Source organism: Lactococcus sp. FSL W8-0209, from assembly GCF_038006585.1.
GTDB lineage: Bacteria > Bacillota > Bacilli > Lactobacillales > Streptococcaceae > Lactococcus > Lactococcus lactis.
This window is the reverse complement of sequence record NZ_JBBOVN010000001.1, coordinates 2,233,511-2,251,688: the sequence shown is the minus strand read 5'-3', so window position 1 is coordinate 2,251,688 and position 18,178 is coordinate 2,233,511. Positions and strand designations below refer to the sequence as shown.

At 34.7% G+C, this 18,178-nt stretch carries 18 protein-coding genes; 14 read left to right on the top strand and 4 right to left on the bottom strand.

The features are described 5' to 3' along the window. The first annotated feature begins 23 nt into the window (after positions 1-23). The 4 genes from MKX45_RS11140 (at position 24) to MKX45_RS11125 (ending at position 3,263) form a co-directional block, all read left to right on the top strand. Positions 24-491: a hypothetical protein gene (locus tag MKX45_RS11140; protein ID WP_340817210.1), complete on the top strand. Its 468-nt coding sequence runs from the start codon at positions 24-26 to the stop codon at positions 489-491. Positions 492-660: 169 nt separating this feature from the next. Then, complete coding sequence (locus tag MKX45_RS11135; RefSeq protein ID WP_004254823.1) at positions 661-819, top strand: hypothetical protein; 159 nt, start codon at positions 661-663, stop codon at positions 817-819. 258 nt (positions 820-1,077) lie between these two features. Beyond that, on the top strand, positions 1,078-1,698 hold the full coding sequence (locus MKX45_RS11130) for a cadmium resistance transporter (protein WP_057720409.1): 621 nt from the start codon (positions 1,078-1,080) through the stop codon (positions 1,696-1,698). A gap of 272 nt (positions 1,699-1,970) precedes the next feature. Then, positions 1,971-3,263, top strand: coding sequence for an adenylosuccinate synthase (locus tag MKX45_RS11125; RefSeq protein ID WP_015427073.1), 1,293 nt, complete (start codon positions 1,971-1,973; stop codon positions 3,261-3,263). 42 nt (positions 3,264-3,305) lie between these two features. On the opposite strand, the gene MKX45_RS11120 is transcribed toward MKX45_RS11125, so the two are convergent. The 4 genes from MKX45_RS11120 to MKX45_RS11105 all read right to left on the bottom strand — a co-directional run bounded on the left by MKX45_RS11120 (position 3,306) and on the right by MKX45_RS11105 (position 6,942). Next, the gene (locus MKX45_RS11120) at positions 3,306-3,968 is read right to left on the bottom strand and encodes a lytic polysaccharide monooxygenase auxiliary activity family 9 protein (protein WP_340817208.1); all 663 of its coding nucleotides are present in this window, start codon (positions 3,966-3,968) and stop codon (positions 3,306-3,308) included. Positions 3,969-4,044: 76 nt separating this feature from the next. Continuing rightward, the gene (locus MKX45_RS11115) at positions 4,045-5,466 is read right to left on the bottom strand and encodes a glycosyl hydrolase family 18 protein (RefSeq protein WP_340817207.1); all 1,422 of its coding nucleotides are present in this window, start codon (positions 5,464-5,466) and stop codon (positions 4,045-4,047) included. Positions 5,467-5,633: 167 nt separating this feature from the next. Then, positions 5,634-6,173 carry a PadR family transcriptional regulator gene (locus MKX45_RS11110; protein WP_004254847.1) on the bottom strand — a complete coding sequence of 180 codons (540 nt, stop codon included), beginning with the start codon at positions 6,171-6,173 and terminating at the stop codon, positions 5,634-5,636. 235 nt (positions 6,174-6,408) lie between these two features. Then, positions 6,409-6,942: a phenolic acid decarboxylase gene (locus tag MKX45_RS11105; RefSeq protein ID WP_029344419.1), complete on the bottom strand. Its 534-nt coding sequence runs from the start codon at positions 6,940-6,942 to the stop codon at positions 6,409-6,411. Positions 6,943-7,394: 452 nt separating this feature from the next. Here MKX45_RS11105 and pheS point away from each other — a divergent pair, with 452 nt between their 5' ends. From pheS to MKX45_RS11055, 10 genes are all read left to right on the top strand, one after another. Continuing rightward, complete coding sequence (pheS, locus tag MKX45_RS11100; protein WP_057720412.1) at positions 7,395-8,435, top strand: phenylalanine--tRNA ligase subunit alpha; 1,041 nt, start codon at positions 7,395-7,397, stop codon at positions 8,433-8,435. Between the two features lie 37 nt (positions 8,436-8,472). Further along, on the top strand, positions 8,473-10,866 hold the full coding sequence (gene pheT / locus MKX45_RS11095) for a phenylalanine--tRNA ligase subunit beta (protein WP_128267818.1): 2,394 nt from the start codon (positions 8,473-8,475) through the stop codon (positions 10,864-10,866). 225 nt (positions 10,867-11,091) lie between these two features. Continuing rightward, a complete protein-coding gene (locus MKX45_RS11090) occupies positions 11,092-12,213 on the top strand; it encodes a 3D domain-containing protein (protein ID WP_057720414.1) in 1,122 nt (373 codons plus the stop codon). A gap of 59 nt (positions 12,214-12,272) precedes the next feature. After that, complete coding sequence (rsgA, locus tag MKX45_RS11085; RefSeq protein ID WP_004254873.1) at positions 12,273-13,196, top strand: ribosome small subunit-dependent GTPase A; 924 nt, start codon at positions 12,273-12,275, stop codon at positions 13,194-13,196. Beyond that, positions 13,168-13,428 carry a hypothetical protein gene (locus MKX45_RS11080; protein WP_012898465.1) on the top strand — a complete coding sequence of 87 codons (261 nt, stop codon included), beginning with the start codon at positions 13,168-13,170 and terminating at the stop codon, positions 13,426-13,428. The genes rsgA and MKX45_RS11080 overlap by 29 nt, the downstream gene beginning before the upstream one ends. Continuing rightward, on the top strand, positions 13,425-13,682 hold the full coding sequence (locus MKX45_RS11075) for a hypothetical protein (protein WP_004254880.1): 258 nt from the start codon (positions 13,425-13,427) through the stop codon (positions 13,680-13,682). The genes MKX45_RS11080 and MKX45_RS11075 overlap by 4 nt, the downstream gene beginning before the upstream one ends. Positions 13,683-13,740: 58 nt before the next feature. Then, positions 13,741-14,391 (top strand): ribulose-phosphate 3-epimerase, encoded by a 651-nt coding sequence (rpe, locus tag MKX45_RS11070; RefSeq protein WP_004254883.1) that lies wholly within the window; start codon positions 13,741-13,743, stop codon positions 14,389-14,391. 91 nt (positions 14,392-14,482) lie between these two features. Then, on the top strand, positions 14,483-15,787 hold the full coding sequence (gene rmuC, locus MKX45_RS11065) for a DNA recombination protein RmuC (RefSeq protein WP_015427065.1): 1,305 nt from the start codon (positions 14,483-14,485) through the stop codon (positions 15,785-15,787). 249 nt (positions 15,788-16,036) lie between these two features. Continuing rightward, entirely contained in the window at positions 16,037-16,981 is a 945-nt protein-coding gene (locus MKX45_RS11060; protein WP_004254890.1) for a 3'-5' exoribonuclease YhaM family protein, read from the top strand. Positions 16,982-17,301: 320 nt separating this feature from the next. Further along, complete coding sequence (locus tag MKX45_RS11055; protein WP_128267819.1) at positions 17,302-18,171, top strand: aldose 1-epimerase family protein; 870 nt, start codon at positions 17,302-17,304, stop codon at positions 18,169-18,171. Positions 18,172-18,178 lie beyond the last annotated feature (7 nt).

The following is an 18,178-nucleotide window of genomic DNA, read 5'->3' as shown; positions in this document are numbered from 1 at the left end:
GAGTTTAACAACTAGGAGTAGTTATGAAAAAAATTATCTTATGGGGTCCTACTTTTCTTGTAATATTAACACTATCGTCATGCTCAAAGAATAAAAATAGCAAGTACGATTCAGTAATTTCAGATTTAAAATCAGAACTTGCTGTTAAAGGGGATTCGAAGCTTACTTTTGATAATTATGAATGGAGTTATAAAGTCGTTCATAATGTGACAAATGCAGATATTTCTAAAGGAGATATGATTGAAGTTTATCCAAAAAAAGAAAGAGATTCAAAAAGGCTATTTAATATAAATATAGATTCACAAATGGGGGATTCTTATGCACAAAGTAAAATTATAGTCCTGCAAAAAATAGTTTCTAAAATTGCTAAGAAGCTACCTAACGATAATTCTGAAATTACTCTAGGTTTTAAAAGTCAACAAAAAAGTAAAAGAATTGTCCCAGTTGCTCGTTCTCTAAAATCTATGGATGCATTTCCGATAAATGATTGAGAAAATAAAGTTTTCTAAGACAATTAGCACTAATAATCCGAAAAAATATAGCTTATTTTGCTAAAATATTAAAATTTGTATTAGGGTACAAACTATAATCTCAAGATAAATGTAATCTATCATCCAACTGGATAAAATCCATTTTTATAAAATAGAAAGAATTTAGAACATGAAAAAAGGCGACATCATCATCTTAGCTGATGGACAGAAAGCTACCGTTATATTTGGTGATGAATCAAATTATCAACATAGCTGTATTGTAAAATTGGAAAATGGTCAATTAAAAGTAGTTGAAGAAAAAAATATCTCGCTTCTTTCACTAAATTAATAACTCAAATGTCAGATAAGTGATAATAATTGTATAATGGATATTTTGCTAGCTCTTAACTGAAGAATATTGTCCTGTCTTTTATTCGTTTTCTAAAATTTAAAGAATCGAAACTTACAAGTTGTAACAAAAATAATAAATATCCATGGAAATTGTTCAAAGCATTTAAAGTTGTCAATCTTAAATCCGTTGCTTATAGCTTTTTATTTAGTAGAATAATGAAAAAGCTCATCCTCAATAGCTTTGAGAGGTTAGAAAATGGTTAATATGTTTTCAGTTATAATAAATTCAACGGTTATCTACTGGGCAACAGCCCTAGATTTACTTATATTACTAGCAATATTATATGTTCGTTTTGATAAAAAAAGTCATTTATCTATTACTTTGGGACAAATAATTGGTTCTTTTGCACTTGTAGTAGTCAGTTTATTTTTTGCGGTCATCCTAAAACTTGTTCCAGAAGAGTGGATTTTAGGCTTACTGGGCCTGATTCCTTTAGGACTAGGAATAAAATATTTATTCTTTGGGGATGATGATGACGATGAAGAATTAGATGAATTGCTACAAAAAAGGAAAAATAAAAGCTTGCTTGGAACTGTTATTATCATTTCTTTTGCGAGTTGTGGAGCGGATAACATTGCTTTGTTTACTCCATTTTTTATGACACTGTCAGCAAATAATTTGCTATTATCTATAATAATTTTTGCCTTAAACATATTAATTTTAGGGCTTCTTGGAAAAACAATTGCAAAAATTCCTCACCTTCATGACGTTTTAGAAAAAAACAGTCGTTGGATTCTTGCTTTTGTTTATATAATACTTGGAATAATGGTTTTACTAGAAAGTGGAACAGTCTCCAAAATTCTCAGTTTTTTGTAAAACATAATTTAAAGATTAAAAAAGTTCCGTATTTCCGAACGATAATTTAGATTTAATCAAAAGCATCAGGATTTTTTAAGTAAATCTTGATGTTTTTTGATAAAATAAAAAATAGTGCGATAGGAGCTTTCAAGAAATGATTTATCTTTTACTTTTGATAAATTAGTTCAAAAGTTGAAGAAGTTTTTTAGAAATGCCAGCCAAGCGAACTTGGAGCGTGCAAAATATTTTAAGAAAAGTGGATAGTCAAAACTATCCAAAAGGAGAATATTATGCCATCAGTAGTAGTTGTCGGAACGCAATGGGGAGACGAAGGAAAAGGTAAAATTACAGATTTCCTAAGCTCAAATGCAGAAGTTATTGCCCGTTATCAAGGGGGAGACAATGCAGGTCATACCATCGTCATCGACGGCAAAAAGTTCAAACTTCACCTCATTCCATCAGGAATTTTCTTCCCTGAAAAGATTTCCGTTATTGGGAATGGTGTCGTTGTTAACCCAAAATCACTGATTGAAGAAATCGCTTATCTCGCTGAAAATGGAGTTTCTGCAGAGAGCTTACGTATTTCAGACCGTGCACATGTTATCTTGCCTTACCATAAAAAATTAGACTTCCTTCAAGAAGAAGCCAAAGGCGATAAGAAGATTGGGACAACCATTAAAGGGATTGGGCCAGCCTATATGGATAAAGCAGCTCGTGTCGGAATTCGTGTTGCAGACTTACTTGACAAAGAAATCTTTGAGGAACGTTTACGTACAAACCTTGAAGCTAAAAACCGTGAATTTGTAAAAATGTATGATTCAGAACCAATCGAATTTGAAGAAATTTTTGAAGAATACTATGAATACGGTCAACAACTTAAAAAATATGTGACAGATACTTCAGTTATCTTGAATGATGCCCTTGATGCAGGAAAACGTGTCCTTTTTGAAGGTGCGCAAGGGGTAATGCTTGATATTGACCAAGGAACATATCCATTTGTAACTTCATCAAACCCAGTAGCTGGTGGGGTAACGATTGGCTCTGGTGTGGGTCCATCAAAAATTTCAAAAGTTGTTGGTGTTTGTAAAGCCTATACTTCACGTGTGGGTGATGGTCCATTCCCAACAGAACTTTTTGATGAAGTTGGACATCAAATTCGTGAAGTAGGACATGAATATGGAACAACAACAGGACGTCCACGTCGTGTTGGTTGGTTTGACTCAGTCGTAATGCGTCATGCAAAACGTGTTTCTGGCTTGACTAATCTTAGTTTGAATTCAATTGACGTTCTTTCAGGACTTGAAACAGTAAAAATTTGTGTTGCTTACGAACGTAGTAATGGTGAACAAATTACTCATTATCCAGCATCACTTAAAGAATTAGCAGATTGCAAACCAATCTATGAAGAATTGCCAGGATGGTCTGAAGATATTACTTCATGCCGGACTTTAGAAGAGTTACCAGAAGCTGCTCGTAACTATGTTCGTCGTGTTAGTGAACTAGTTGGCGTACGTATCTCGACTTTCTCAGTAGGTCCTGGTCGTGAACAAACTAATGTTTTAGAATCAGTTTGGGGCGTATAAAGTCCAAATAAAAAAGCCAGAGCATGCTCTGACTTTTTTTGTTTACAAGAAGGGTCCGAAGACTTGTGAACTAGAGTTTTTATTATTGACGTTGACATCAATTACATTATAAAAAGCATTAGAAGTATCAGCTACATCCCAGACAGCCAAAACAATGTGATAACCAGATCGATCAGTTGGAATGTTAATCGTGTGAGAGAGATTATTTGTTGCAGGAGAACCATCGTGATTGATTGTCCCTATAAGTTCTAATTCTGAACGTTTTAAAGGTGCATTTTGGTCCCAACCTGTTTTGGTCATATAGTAGTGCCACTTCGTTGTTTTATGAGATGCAGTGTATTTCCAAGTGAAGATGTTAGAACCTGTACTAATAGAGGTTTTTTTCCAGTGGGAACTAGTTTGATTATCTAGAACAAAGTCGCCTATTTGCCCTAAGCCTCCATTTGCAGAAGCGATCCGACCATCAGCGGGACCAGATTCTGGGAAGCCTTTAGGTGCTTCTAAAGATTGTGGGTTACTAATAACATTTCCATAAATATTAAAAGCGGCGGTCCAACCTAAACTTTGATAATCCAATTGTCCTTGATAGCCTCTGGCTGGTGGTGATTGAACATAACCATGAGCTGATACAGTATCTGTTTTAATTAAAAGGGAGACACTGAGTAGACCTGCAGCAACTAATAAACCAGTAAGTAGTTTTTTCATAAATTTATTCCTCTCCTATTTATAGCTTTTTCCATGGGCCAAATTCTCCTGATTGGTCAGGTTGTTGGCCAGTATTTCACCATTTTGCTTCATAATTTACTCCATTAAAAGTAACACGATCACCTTGAACATAAACTTTATCCTTTTGCCAAGTATTATTTTCCGCTGATGTGTCCAGTGTCATAAATGTAGCTCTGGCCGTATCAGAACGATTACCTGAAGGGTCAACTGCTACAACTTCAACGTTGTATTCAGTTTTTTTGGATAATCCAGTCACATCTTGTAAGCCGGATGTACTTTTAAAAGATTGAGTACCAATCTTAATTTCATAGTGATCAATGCGGACATTGTCTGTAGATTTTCCTTGAATTGTGGCAGTAGAAGCAGTCACATTGCTAATCGAAATTGTGGGCAAGGTGGGTTTTTCAGTATCTTCAATCGGTTGATTGTTAAAGAGCATTGGGGTGTATGTATTTACAAAAATATTATTATATTTTTCACCATTTGAATTGGTTCCAGCATCCCAATTTACTGACCAAGTCATTAAACCTTTTATTTCGTTACCAGAAGCTTTTAAGCGATTCAATGCATTTTTTACGGCATTGGGGTCTTTCACATAACCTGTTGCAGCAGCGTCATTATTAGATGGTAGACCAATAACGAATTTACTGGCTGGGATTTTAATAAACCCATCTGTTCCTGTTACGAGACGTTGAGTTAAACCATAGAGAAAATCTTCTTTTTTTTCGTCATTTGATTGAGAAATCCACATATTTAAATCACTATCCCAGAAACCATCTCCTCCTTGATTATAGTATTGAGGATTGATGAAATCATAGTACGAATCTAAATTGTTGATATATGGTGCATATTTACCTGAACTTGTTAAGTAAGGAAATTCTGGAGCCATCGTAATCATAAAGTTTTTACCATCTTTTCGATAATGGTCTTTAACTTTTTTTAAAGCAGATGGGATAACAGTTTGATTATCTGCTGCTTCAATTGCAGCCTGTTCTAAATCAATATCTAATCCATCAAAGCCGTAAGTATCTACAAGACGAATGATTTCATTAACAAAATCACTTTCCTGACTTTTCTTTAATTCAATATGAGCGTCAGCTCCTCCTAAAGCGATTAAGACGCTCTTACCTTCGGCATTTAATTTTGAAATTTCGGCTCTGAATTCAGTATCAGTTTTGTTATAAGGCTTGAAAGTGGGAAGGGTTTGTCCTTCAGGTGTTTTCATAAAGGAAACATTAATTACATTGTAGCCTTCTTGTGTACTTGAAAGATTGAAGTCAGCAGAACTTCCTCCTTTATAACCATCTTTTCCTGTTGATTTCCAATTGTGCCAATAACCTACAAGCACTTTATCTTTTGGATTGACCATTTCACTAGCTGCATCTGCTAAGACTTGTTGCCCTCCTAATACAACAATTCCTATAGATGCTGTTACCAAAAAAGCCTTAATTTCTCTACGTTTTTTCACTGAAATCATAAATATCTCCTAAACAATAGTGATTTTAAAGATTCCGGAATCTTGTTCTGTAAGCGCTAACTTTATTTTAACAATTTTTTTCCTTAACTAAAAATAAAAAGGTTTATAAAATAATTATTTTTGAAGGATAAAAAAACACTAATATTCATAAAATATTAGTGTTTTTCTTATTTTAAATCTTTAAGTAAAGAATCTAACCATTCTTTTTTAAAAGTTTCTCTTTGAATAGCAAAATCTAAAACCAAATAGTGGCCACTTTTTTTATTTTTTTCATCTTCACCAAAGAGGTCTTTTTGACGTTTAATCAGATATTCCAGTTTTTTCTGGTGGACAATACTTTCTTCTTCAATTAGTTTTTGGAGATTTTCTTCATTTTTGTCATCGAGAAAATAAAGGCGGAGCATGAATTCATCTTTTTGAATTGGATAGCGGTCAACAGGGTGTTTTAACCACTCGTTAAATAGTTCGATTCCTTTTGGAGTAATTTGATAGGTTTTTTTCTCTAACTTTTCACCTACAATGTGTACATCAAAAGTAACGGCTTGATCGTTTAATAATACTCTAAGTGAAGGATAAATTTGCCCTGTGTTGGCTTGCCAAAATTCACCGACTTCACTTTCAAACTTTTTCTTAAGGTCATAACCACTTAATGGTTCGGTCTTTAAAAGTCCAAGTATAATATAAGATAATTTATCTCTATGGCTCATATTTTTTCTCCTTTATTTCCATGATACACAAAAAATAGTAAATTGTAAATTTTTGATGTAGAATTTAAATTTCATTTTTAAAAAACTATCTATTCTATTATATATAACGAAATTTAAGGAAATCTAAATTGATAATTATTTAATGTTGATAAGCTGGTATTCTATTGATTTCTCAAATAAAGAAGAGACAAATTAAATATTATTTGTCTCTTCTTCATTATTTTTGACATAAAAATTAATGCTTAATCATTTTATAATTTTGGTCAAAGTATTTTCCGTTACGAATATCATTTGTCATTTCTTTGTAAGGAGCTTGTGCGACGACTTCGTCATTATCTTTGCCTGCTTCAGCAGCATAAGTGATTTTTGCAAATTCTGGAACTAAATATTTAGGATAAGTTTCATATTTTTCGCGAGATTCATGCATTAAGTCAATAAAATCATTTTGGAAGCAGACAGTGATTTCTGGATGTTCCTCTACCCATTTCGGGAAGAAAATCATGCCATGTAATTTTCCTTCATTTGGAAGAAAATCTAAGGCAACATCAGTACCAGTAGGTTCTGTCCATGTAATTTTATAAATTCCTTCGGTTAACATCACTAATGAAACTTCTTGATCTTTGACCCAGCGGCCAGCGACCATTCCGCCATGGATACGGTAATCAATGGTATGATCGTTTTTGACGTAGAGTTCATATTCCCAACCATTATCATAGGTATAGATAAAGTGTGTTCCGACAAAATCTTCTAAGCTTTTAAATGTTTTCATTAAATTTCTTCTTTCTAAACGTGTTTTATAAACATGTTTTAAATATATATTTATTATAAAATACGTTTTTTATTTTGTCAAGATAAAAAAATACACTTTCTTAAAGTTGACAAATCTTATGAAAGTGATAAAATTAAGCATAGATGTAAGAAGAGTAGATTGTCTATGAAATTTGAGGGAATTGTGGTCACCGACTGAAAGCCACAATATGGAATTGCAATTGAAGTTCACCTTACTAAAGAAAGCTATTTTTAATCTATCATTTAGAGTGATAGTCTAAAATGTAGGCTTTTGTGTGAATTAAATAATTAAATTAAGTGATAAAATAGGATGGTACCGCGGCTTTCGCTCCTTTGGAGATGAGAGTTGTGGTATTTTTATTTTCTATTAAATTTGGCTCAAATCTCTTTTTAATAACAAATATATATTTTTCATAAGTTGAAAGGATAAAAATGAACTTACAAGAAAAAATTGAAGACCTTCGCAAGCGGACTTTGTCTGACTTACTCTCTGTTGCTGATGAAAAAACACTGAATAATTTAAGAACTATGATGCTCGGTAAAAAGGGTGAATTGACTGAAATTCTGAAAGGGATGAAAGACCTAACTAATGAAGAACGTCCAGTTATTGGCGCACTTGCCAATGCTTTTCGTGATGAGTTTGGGGCAAAATTTGAAGCTAAAAAAGTGGAAATTGAACAAGCAGTAATGAATGCCGCTTTAGAATCAGAAACTTTGGATGTGACTTTGCCAGGAAAAGCTCAGAAAAAAGGAAGTCGCCATATCTTAACTCAAACGCAAGAGGAAATTGAAGAAATTTTCCTTGGAATGGGTTATGAAATTGTTGATGGCTATGAAGTGGAAACAGACCATTATAATTTTGAGCGAATGAATCTTCCAAAAGATCATCCAGCTCGTGATATGCAAGATACTTTCTATATCACTAATGAAGTTTTACTTCGTACGCATACTTCACCTATGCAAGCTCGGACAATGGATGCTCATGATTTCTCTAAAGGTGGTTTACGCATGATTGCTCCTGGTCGTGTTTATCGTCGTGATACAGATGATGCCACTCACAGCCACCAATTTCATCAAATTGAAGGTTTGGTTGTAGATAAAAATATCACAATGGCAGACCTTAAAGGAACGCTTGACCTTGTCATGAAAAAAATGTTTGGTCAAGACCGTGAATTACGCTGGCGTCCAAGTTATTTCCCATTTACTGAACCTTCTGTTGAGGTTGATATTTCTTGTTTCAAATGTGGCGGAAAAGGCTGTAACGTCTGCAAACATACCGGCTGGATTGAAATTCTTGGTGCAGGTATGGTCCATCCCAATGTGCTTGAAATGTCTGGTTTAGATTCTTCAGTTTATTCTGGTTTTGCTTTCGGGCTTGGTCAAGAACGTATTGCGATGCTCCGTTATGGAATTAACGATATTCGTGGATTCTATCAAGGGGACGTACGATTCTTAGAGCAATTTGGAAAATAAAAAAAGTCAAAAAACTGTGAATAGAAAGTGAAATAAAATGCAAGTATCATATAAATGGTTAAAAGAGTTGGTGCCTAATCTTAGAGCGACATCGGCTGAATTAGAACAAAAGATGTCTACGTCTGGGATTGAGGTTGAAGGCGTGACAAGTCCAATGGAAGGTTTGTCAAAACTTGTTGTGGGAGAAATTTTATCAAGTGAAGATATTCCTGACACACACTTACACATCACACAAGTGAATGTTGGAGCTGAAGAATCATTGCAAATTGTTTGTGGTGCGCCAAATGTTCGTGTGGGTATGAAAGTAATTGTGGCACTTGTGGGTGCTCGAATTGCTGATAATTATAAAATCAAAAAAGGTAAAATTCGAGGAGTTGAATCTCTCGGGATGCTCTGTGCTCTTGATGAAATTGGGATTGATGAAAAAATTAATCCAATGAAGCATGAGGATGGTATTTTTGAAATGCCAGCGGATGCTAAAGTTGGTGATAGTATTTTCTCTTATCTTGATATGGATGATGAAATCATTGAATTATCAATTACACCAAACCGTGCGGATGCTTTGTCAATGCATGGGGCAGCTTGGGAAGTTGGCGCTATTTATGGTTTACCCGTTCAATTAGAAAAGAAAGATTTAGTAGAAGCTTCTGAATCAGCAGCAAGTAAAATTGCAGTAAAAGTTGAAACAGATAAGGTACCAACATATAAAATTCGTTTGATTGAAGGGGTTAAGATTGCTAAATCACCACAATGGTTGCAAAACCGTTTGATGAATGCTGGTGTGAAACCAATCAACAATGTAGTGGATGTGACGAATTATGTTTTGATGGCTTTTGGTCAACCTTTGCATAGTTTTGATTTTGCTAAATTTGGTTCTGATGAAATTTTGGTTCGTCAAGCTAAGGCTGGTGAAAAAATGACAACCTTAGACCATGTTGAACGTGAATTAGATGATTCTGATATTGTGGTTACCGCAAATGGACTTCCTGTAGCGCTTGGTGGTGTTATGGGTGGCGCTGATAGTGAAATTACTGACGAAACAACAAGTGTTGCCCTTGAAGCGGCTCTATTTGATGGGACTTCAATTCGTAAAACTTCTCAAAAATTTGCTTTGCGTTCGGAAGCATCAAGTCGTTTTGAAAAAGGAATTAATGAAGGAACGGTTCGTGAGGCACTTGATTTTGCAGCAGCAATGATAGTTGAATTGGCTGGTGGAAAAGTTCTTTCAGGTGTTGTTGAATCAAATGATTATCAACCTATTTTGCCAAAAGTATCAATTACTTTGAGTCGTGTTAATAGTGCTTTGGGAACAGATTTATCTCTTGAGACTGTGGAAAAAATTTTTGTTCAACTTGGCTTTGGGGTTGAAGTTGAGGGTGAAAAATTTACTTGTGAAATTCCATCACGTCGTTGGGATATTCATATTGAAGCTGATTTAGTTGAAGAAGTAGCTCGTATTTATGGCTATGATAATTTGCCAAGTACTTTGCCTTCCTCACAAAATGCTGGTGAATTGACTCAAATGCAAAAATTCCGTCGTACGGTGCGAACAGGTCTCGAAAGTTCAGGGCTTAATGAAGTTATTGGTTATTCGCTTGTAACTCCAGAAAAAGCAACTGAATTTGTGGGTCAGCTTGAAACAACAACGCTTATGATGCCAATGACCGAAGATCGTCAAACACTTCGTGCAAACATGATTCCAGGACTTTTGGATATTGTAAATTACAATCAGAATCGTAAAAATGCTGATGTGGCAATTTATGAAATTGGCAATATTTTCTTACCAAATCCAGATGATATTCGTCCGATAGAAGTACCAAACCTTGCTTTTGCTATTTCTGGAAATGTTGTGGATAAATCATATAATGGACAAGCTGTTCCTGTTGATTTCTACTATGCTAAGGGAATTGTGGAAAACCTTCTCGAAGCATACAAAGAAGTAGAATTTATTCCAAGCAATAATCAAGCAGCGATGCACCCAGGACGGACTGCTGTCATTAAAATTAATGGTCGTGTGGCTGGTTTTGTAGGACAAATTCATCCGGCGACAGCTAAAAAATACGACATTGCAGAAACTTATGTTGCAGGTCTTGATATGCAAGTGATGCTTGAAGAATTACCAGCTCAAACTATCTTTACTGACATTCCGAAAGTTCAAGCGGTTCACCGTGATATCGCACTTTTGATTGATGCTGAAGTGACACATGCACAAATTGTTTCTGTCATTAAATCAAGTCGTGTCAAAACACTTAGCCAAGTTGAGTTATTTGATATTTATCAAGGCAAAAACTTGCCGGCTGGTAAGAAATCAATGGCTTACAGTCTCACTTTCCAACCTGTTGAAAATACAATGACAGATGATGAAATTACGGCTGCGGTCAATAAAATTACAAAAAATCTTGTGGAAAAATTGGATATAGAAATCCGTTAATTTGAAAAATTACTGACAAAAAAACTGTCAGTAAAATCTCTATTGGTATTTTACTGATAGAGATTTTTTTGTAAATAAATAATAAAGAAGTGAATGAAAATTTGCTTTCAGTAAATTAAAAGACTCTTGCGGAAGTGTTGTTTTGTATTTATTTTAAAATTATGTTAATCTTGGTAAAGATATTGCAATTAAAATCCTGAGGGGATATGTTAGAATAGACAAAGTATGAAGAATTTAATTCCTAAAAAAATAAAACAAGTTGGAATACTTGTGGGAGCTTTGCTGTTGATTTTGTCAGTACTACCATCTAATCTCTTAGGAGTAACAAAGGTAAATGCTGAGAGCTCTCAAACGGAAGTCAACCAAGAACTTACAAACTTCCAAACAGAACTCGATAGCAAATTAGCGCAGGCAAATAAGATTTATAGTCAAGCGCAAGAAGCTCAAGAAAAAGTTAAGCAGTCAAAGAGCAAAATCACAGAATATGAAAGCAAAATTGCTGAAACTGAAAATGATATTGTTCAACTCAAGGCTTCTGTCGCAAAACAAATGCGGGCAGTACAATCAAATGGTGGGGCTACGTTCTCATATATTGATGTCGTTGCGTCATCAAAAAATCTCTCAGAGATGATTACACGTTTGACTAATCTGAACGTAGTTTTGACAGCCGAGGCTGACCAAGCTAAATCTTTGATAGAAAAAGAAGCTTCACTTAAAACAATGAAAGTTAAATTGGAAGAAACGCAAGAATCTCTTGTGAAAAACCAAAATGACTATCAAGGACAAGTAGACAGCTTGCAAAGTAGTATTTCATCGCTTAAGGATAAAATTAGTTCTAATAAACAACTTTTGAGTGAAATGCAAGAAAAAGCAGCAGCAGAACAAAAAGCTCGCGATGAAGCATTGGCTAAATCGGTAGCTGAGGTTAAAGCTAAAGCGGAGCAAGAGAAGGCTAAGATTTCATCAAGTTCGTCAAGTACTCAAAACTCAAGCTCATCAAGTTCTCAAAGTTCACAGGCTTCAAGCGATAAAGGAACGGATAGTGCTAACAATGGCTCATCTACAACAACTTCTGGTGGTCGTACTTTAAATGTAGAAGCAACGGCTTATGCTTTGAATGGGATTACAGCAACGGGAATTGATTTAAGTAAAAATCCAATTTGCATTGCGGTTGACCCAAGTGTTATTCCTTTGAATTCTCTTGTTGAAGTTCCAGGATATGGAATTGCAATTGCTGGTGATACTGGGGGAGCAATTATTGGGAATATCATTGATGTCCATTTTCCAACTAATGACCAAGCAATCGCTTGGGGACGGAAAAATATTCAAATCACTGTTTTGAGTTAATAAACATTAAAAAATAATGAAAGGCTTACAGTTAAGCCTTTTTTTGGTATAATGAGAACATGATAAAAAATGGACGTATTGTCAAATCTTTGGCAGGCTTTTATGATGTAGAATCAGAAGGTGAAGTTTATCAGACGCGTGCGCGTGGTAATTTCAGAAAAAAAGGAATGAAACCTGTTGTGGGAGATTTTGTTGAATTTTCTACTGAGGAAAATTCAGAAGGTTATATTTTAAAAATTGGTGAGCGAAAAAATTCTTTAATTCGACCATCTATTGCTAATATTGATCAAGCTGTGATTATTATGTCAACAGTGAGCCCAAATTTTAGTTTGAATTTATTAGATCGATTTTTGGTTTTTTTAGAGCATAAAAATATTCACCCGATGATTTACATTTCTAAGTTGGATTTACTGACAGAGATGCAGGAAGGCTCAGATAAGAATAAAAAAACTTTTAATCAGCTGACAGATTATGAACAGATAAAAAGTGATTATGAACAAATTGGTTATGATGTTTTTTTTGATGCTGAGCATTTGGTCAGTAATTTAGCGGGAAAAGTAACTGTCTTTATGGGTCAAACTGGCGCTGGTAAGACTACTTTGCTAAATAAAATTGCACCAGAAATGCAACTGGCAACGGGAGAAACTTCAGAAAAACTGGGACGTGGGCGTCATACGACACGTCATGTTGAATTTTTTGAATTGGCTGGTGGCTTAATTGCTGACACACCGGGATTTTCTAGTCTAGACTATGAAGTGACGAATCAGCCGGATTTAAATGCTGCTTTTCCTGAAATTTTAAGAATCAGTCATGATTGCAAGTTTCGCGAATGTACACATACGCATGAACCCAGCTGTGCAGTCAAGCTGGCACTAGAAAATCATGAAATTTTAGAGAGCCGCTATGATAATTATTTACAGATTTTAGATGAAATTAATCACACGAGGGAAACTTATGAGAAAAAACGAAAAAAACAGGGCTAAAGATAATATTTGGTTAAAACAAGCTGGTTTTTTTGCCCTTGTTTTAGCATGGATTTTAGCGATTTATTTTAAAAATGATTTGTCAAAAACAATGATGATTATTGTATTTATCCTCTTGGTTATTGCAACTTTCTTTGTTATTTTTTGGTTAAACCGTGTCTTTTTTGGATTAACTAATCAGCCCAAAGAGGATAAAAAAGATTTAGAGAGTTCACAGGACAAAGAAAAATGAAAAAAAGATTGAAAACAGAAGCCTTTTTAGCGGTTATTTTTGCGCTTATTTGCCAAATTTTAGAAATGTTTGTCTTCAAAAGTGGAAGTCTGGCCTTTGTGATGAATTTCTTGACTGTCATTGCTTTAGGCTTAGCAATTATGCTTGGAGTTCGTGCGGCAACCGTTGTAGAGCACAAACGTGAGGGTGAATCTTGGAAAACAATTATTAAAGAAGAACTTCATGATGATTCATCAGAAAATAGTGGTGAATAAGTGTTTTTAGTTTCAAAAGATAAATTACTAATTCAAGTTATTTAGAGAGAGGATAGAAATGAAAAATAAAATTGCTCCATCAATTTTGTCAGCAGACTTTGGAAATTTTGCAAGAGATGTGAAACGTTTAGAATCTGCTGGAGCTGACCTTGTACATATTGACGTAATGGACGGACATTTTGTGGATAATTTAACCTTTGGAGCTGGCGTTGTTTCGGCACTTCGCGCACAAACTCATTTATTTTTCGATGTTCACATGATGGTTGAAAATCCTGAAAAATATGTGGAGGATTTTGCAAAGGCAGGAGCTGATAGCATGAGTATTCATGTTGAAGCAACTCATCATATTCACGGAGCACTTCAAAAAATTAAGAATGCCGGCATGAAAGCTTCGGTAGTTATTAATCCTGGAACTCCTGTAGAGGCAATTAAAACTGTTTTACCACTTGTAGATATGGTCTTAGTAATGACAGTGAATCCTGGTTTTGGGGGCCAAAAATTTATTCCTGAAATGATGGATAAGGTGCGGGAACTCGCTCAAATTCGGACTGATAAAAAGCTTGATTTTGAAATTGAAGTTGATGGTGGAATTGATGACCAAACAATTAAAGTTGCTAAAGCTGCCGGAGCCAATGTTTTTGTTGCAGGGTCATTTATTTTTAATGGTGAAGTTGAGAAAAATATCGAAAAACTTCGTGTAAATTTATAAAATTTTCAAAAAGTTACTGACAGCTTTTCTGTCAGTAAACTTTAGGAATTGATTTAAATTTTTTAGAAATGTAGGAAAATAAAAAATCAAGATGGAAGTCATAATTATTATATTACTTATACTTTTGATTTTACTGTCCCTTGCCAATTTTTTCAAAAAAACTGACAAAGGAAATACGAGTCATCAGTTAAATTATCTTAATCAAAATTTATCGGAAATGCGCTCAGATATTAACCAGCAACTTGCGCAAAATAGACAGGAACTTTCTAGTAGTTTACGTTCGGTCAATAATGATTTTTCGGCACTGACAGAAAATATCAATAGTAAGTTTGATTGGCAGTTTAAAGATTTACAAAACTCAAATGAGCAAAAATTAGAAAAAATTTCTGTAAGTTTGGTAGAATCTACTGATAGAACGGTTAGTAAACTGTCAGAACTGACAGAGTCAATTACCGCCAAATTTGACCATAAATTTAAAGAATTACAAGATTCAAATGATAAAAGATTGAGTCAGATTCAAGAAACGGTCGATGAAAAATTGCAAGAAACATTAAATCGCAGAATTTCGCAATCCTTTGAACAGGTAACTTTACATTTGAAAAATGTGGAAGAGGGCTTGGGCGAAATGAGAAATCTTGCCAGCGATGTGGACAGCTTACAAAAGGTAATGACCGGTGTTAAAACACGTGGGATTGTTGGTGAAATTCAGTTAGGCCGAATTTTAGAGCAAATGTTTACAAGTAGTCAATACCGTGAACAAGTCAATATCCAAGGGGGAAATGCAGTTGATTATGCTTTGATTTTACCTGGGAAATCTGATGATTCAGAGCTTTTATTACCAATTGACTCAAAATTCCCGATGGAAGATTATCAACGCTTGCAAATGGCTTTAGAATCAAATGACAGTCTGGAAATTGAGAAGACAAGAAAAGCATTGTTTAATGCCGTCAAAGCTCAAGCCAAATCAATCAGTGAAAAATATATTGTTCCACCAAAAACAACAGATTTTGCCATCATGTTTTTACCAACTGAAGGGCTGTTTATGGAAGTGGTCAATAACCCTGAACTTTATGAACAAATCAGTCGTGATTACAAGGTTAATGTGACTGGTCCAACGACAATGACAGCCGTCTTGAACAGTTTGCAAATGGGCTTTAAAACTTTGCAAATCGAACAAAAATCAGCTGAAGTTTATGAGCTACTAGGTGCTGTCAAAACAGAATTTGGTAAGTTTGAAGGTTCACTGAAAAAAGTTCAAGAACGTCTGCAACAATCTGAAAAAGAGATTAGCAATCTAATCACCACAAGAACAAATGTGATGAATCGTAAATTACGGAATATTAATGAAATTGATAATAGTAAAAGTAGTGAACTTCTAGGGATAGATAATGAATAAACCTCTCTTTCTAGTTTAAGTTCGATATCTAAAGAAGTAGTCGCTCTTAAAAGCGATAAAAAATTAACATATAAAAGTGGGACGTAAGAAAGAAAAACATTTATTTCTTTGGTGAAATGAAGCGCCCCTGTAAATTTATTTAACTGAGTTCGGGCTCGTAGAAGCGCGTGAAATAGAGACTGGATTGTATTCAGAACCACAATTTTCATCACTTCTGAATGCTCGTTCTCACATCTTAAAGGAGAAAACATGGTGCTCATTAAAAACTTAGAAATTGGCGAATTTTTTGAAGGGTTTTATCTGATTAAATCAGTTGAATTACGTCAAACTCGTGCAGGAAAAGACTTTTTAGCTTTAAGTTTTCAAGACAGAACAGGAACAATCAACGGAAATATTTGGGATGCAAATCCTAAGGCGGTTGAACAATTTAGAGCTGGACGTGTCGTGCATATGAAGGCTCTCAAAGAACTTTATAATGGAATGCCTCAAGTCAATAAAATACAATTACGTTTGGCGACAGATAGTGAACCTAATCAACCTCATGATTACCGAGAAAGTTCTCCTGTTCAAGAAAAAGATCTACGTGAATATGTTCAATCAATCGTCTTCCGTATTGAAAATGCGACTTTAAATCGAATTGTACGGACGATTTTGAAAAAATTTGATAAAGAATTTTATGAATTTCCTGCTGCAAAAACTAATCACCATGCTTTTGAAGGAGGTCTTGCTTTCCATACAACCACCATGCTTCAATTAGCAGAAAAAGTTTGCGAAGTTTATCCACAACTCAACGAAAATTTGATGTTTGCCGGTGTTTTACTGCATGATATGGCAAAATGTTTAGAGTTTACAGGTGCGGAAAATACTTCTTATACTTTGCGCGGAAATTTGCTTGGGCACATTGTTTTGATTGATGAAGAAGTGAGTAAAGCCGCCATTGAACTTGGCTTTGATGATGATAATGAAGATTTATTAATGCTTCGTCATTGTTTGTTGAGTCATCATGGTGAGTTGGAATATGGTAGCCCTGTTCGTCCGCAAATTATGGAAGCAGAAATGATTCATCAAATTGATGTTATGGATGCCAATATGATGATGATGACTACGGCGACTCAAACGCTTGACCCAGGTCAATTTAGTCAACGGGTTTGGGCTTTATCTAATCGTAATTTTTATAAACCGAGAAAAGATTAAACCGACGGTTCGAGTGAATAAAAAAGCTGTTTTACACCTAAATTTGAATAATTTGGTGTGTAACATCTTCGCACTTCATGCTAGGCTCTCCACTCTCGCAGTCGAGTGGGACGAAGTGTTCCATTGTTAAAAGAGGAGCCCAAAAGGCTCCTCTTTTGTCTATTTCCACAGTCATTTGAGTCATAATTTAACTTTTTGATTTTTTGTGGAAAGTACTTTGTCAACATTCTGAAGTGTGGCGTACGTTTTTTTACTGACAGAAATTTTTGTCAGTAAAAATGGTAAAATAGAGGAAGTTAAAAAAATATAAGGAGTTTTTTATGAATTACACTTTAAAAAATGACCACTTAAATGTTGTTGTGGATACTTTTGGAGCAGAAATGCATTCTATTCAACATGATGATATTGAATACTTGTGGCAAGCAGATGCAAAATTTTGGGGACGTCATGCTCCAGTTCTCTTTCCAATCGTGGGGAAATTGAAAAATGGGGAATATCGCTATAATGACAAAACTTATAAAATGGGCGGACACGGTTTTGCACGTGATAATGACTTTGAATTAATTAAGAAATCAGCTGATGAACTTGTTTTTGAACTTCGCGACAATGAAGATAGCTTAAATCACTATCCCTTTCATTTTGTTTTCCGTGTTTCTTATAAACTAGTAGACAATAAAATTAGAGTTCGTTATGAAGTGAAAAATGAAGATGAAAAATTCATGTCTTTTGGCGTTGGGGCTCACCCAGCTTTCAATGTTCCTTTAAAAAATGGAACTTTTGAAGATTACCAATTAACAATTTCACCAGATGAAAAGCGGACATTTATTCCACTTGATCCACCGTCAGGAACTTTGAAACTAGATGAAAGAGTTGAAAGTCAAGTCAGTCAACTTCCATTAACAAGAACACTTTTTGATAAAGATGCTTTAGTTTATACTTCATCAAAGGAGATGAAAGTTTCATTGATCAATAAATTAGATGACCACGAAGTCAGCCTAACATGGAAAAATATGCCTTATTTTGGTTTATGGTCACCTTATCCAAATGAAGCACCCTTTGTTTGTATCGAACCTTGGTGTGGAATTGCAGATGATGAAAATACTGATGGAGATATTACCAACAAATTTGGAATCAATCAATTGGCACCAGAAGGAAAATTTTCTTGTGAATATACCATTGAAATTAAATAATCAAAAA

Bases quoted from the DNA above. Each gene is read 5' to 3' on its own strand.
- MKX45_RS11105 (WP_029344419.1), bottom strand. From the start codon at position 6,942: ATGAAAACATTTAAAAGCTTAGAAGATTTTGTCGGAACACACTTTATC.
- MKX45_RS11140 (WP_340817210.1), top strand. From the start codon at position 24: ATGAAAAAAATTATCTTATGGGGTCCTACTTTTCTTGTAATATTAACA.
- MKX45_RS11090 (WP_057720414.1), top strand. From the start codon at position 11,092: ATGAAGAATTTAATTCCTAAAAAAATAAAACAAGTTGGAATACTTGTG.
- MKX45_RS11055 (WP_128267819.1), top strand. From the start codon at position 17,302: ATGAATTACACTTTAAAAAATGACCACTTAAATGTTGTTGTGGATACT.
- MKX45_RS11060 (WP_004254890.1), top strand. From the start codon at position 16,037: ATGGTGCTCATTAAAAACTTAGAAATTGGCGAATTTTTTGAAGGGTTT.
- pheS (WP_057720412.1), top strand. From the start codon at position 7,395: ATGAACTTACAAGAAAAAATTGAAGACCTTCGCAAGCGGACTTTGTCT.
- MKX45_RS11080 (WP_012898465.1), top strand. From the start codon at position 13,168: ATGAGAAAAAACGAAAAAAACAGGGCTAAAGATAATATTTGGTTAAAA.
- MKX45_RS11125 (WP_015427073.1), top strand. From the start codon at position 1,971: ATGCCATCAGTAGTAGTTGTCGGAACGCAATGGGGAGACGAAGGAAAA.
- MKX45_RS11130 (WP_057720409.1), top strand. From the start codon at position 1,078: ATGGTTAATATGTTTTCAGTTATAATAAATTCAACGGTTATCTACTGG.
- MKX45_RS11075 (WP_004254880.1), top strand. From the start codon at position 13,425: ATGAAAAAAAGATTGAAAACAGAAGCCTTTTTAGCGGTTATTTTTGCG.
- MKX45_RS11115 (WP_340817207.1), bottom strand. From the start codon at position 5,466: ATGATTTCAGTGAAAAAACGTAGAGAAATTAAGGCTTTTTTGGTAACA.
- rmuC (WP_015427065.1), top strand. From the start codon at position 14,483: ATGGAAGTCATAATTATTATATTACTTATACTTTTGATTTTACTGTCC.
- MKX45_RS11120 (WP_340817208.1), bottom strand. From the start codon at position 3,968: ATGAAAAAACTACTTACTGGTTTATTAGTTGCTGCAGGTCTACTCAGT.
- MKX45_RS11135 (WP_004254823.1), top strand. From the start codon at position 661: ATGAAAAAAGGCGACATCATCATCTTAGCTGATGGACAGAAAGCTACC.
- rpe (WP_004254883.1), top strand. From the start codon at position 13,741: ATGAAAAATAAAATTGCTCCATCAATTTTGTCAGCAGACTTTGGAAAT.
- pheT (WP_128267818.1), top strand. From the start codon at position 8,473: ATGCAAGTATCATATAAATGGTTAAAAGAGTTGGTGCCTAATCTTAGA.
- MKX45_RS11110 (WP_004254847.1), bottom strand. From the start codon at position 6,173: ATGAGCCATAGAGATAAATTATCTTATATTATACTTGGACTTTTAAAG.
- rsgA (WP_004254873.1), top strand. From the start codon at position 12,273: ATGATAAAAAATGGACGTATTGTCAAATCTTTGGCAGGCTTTTATGAT.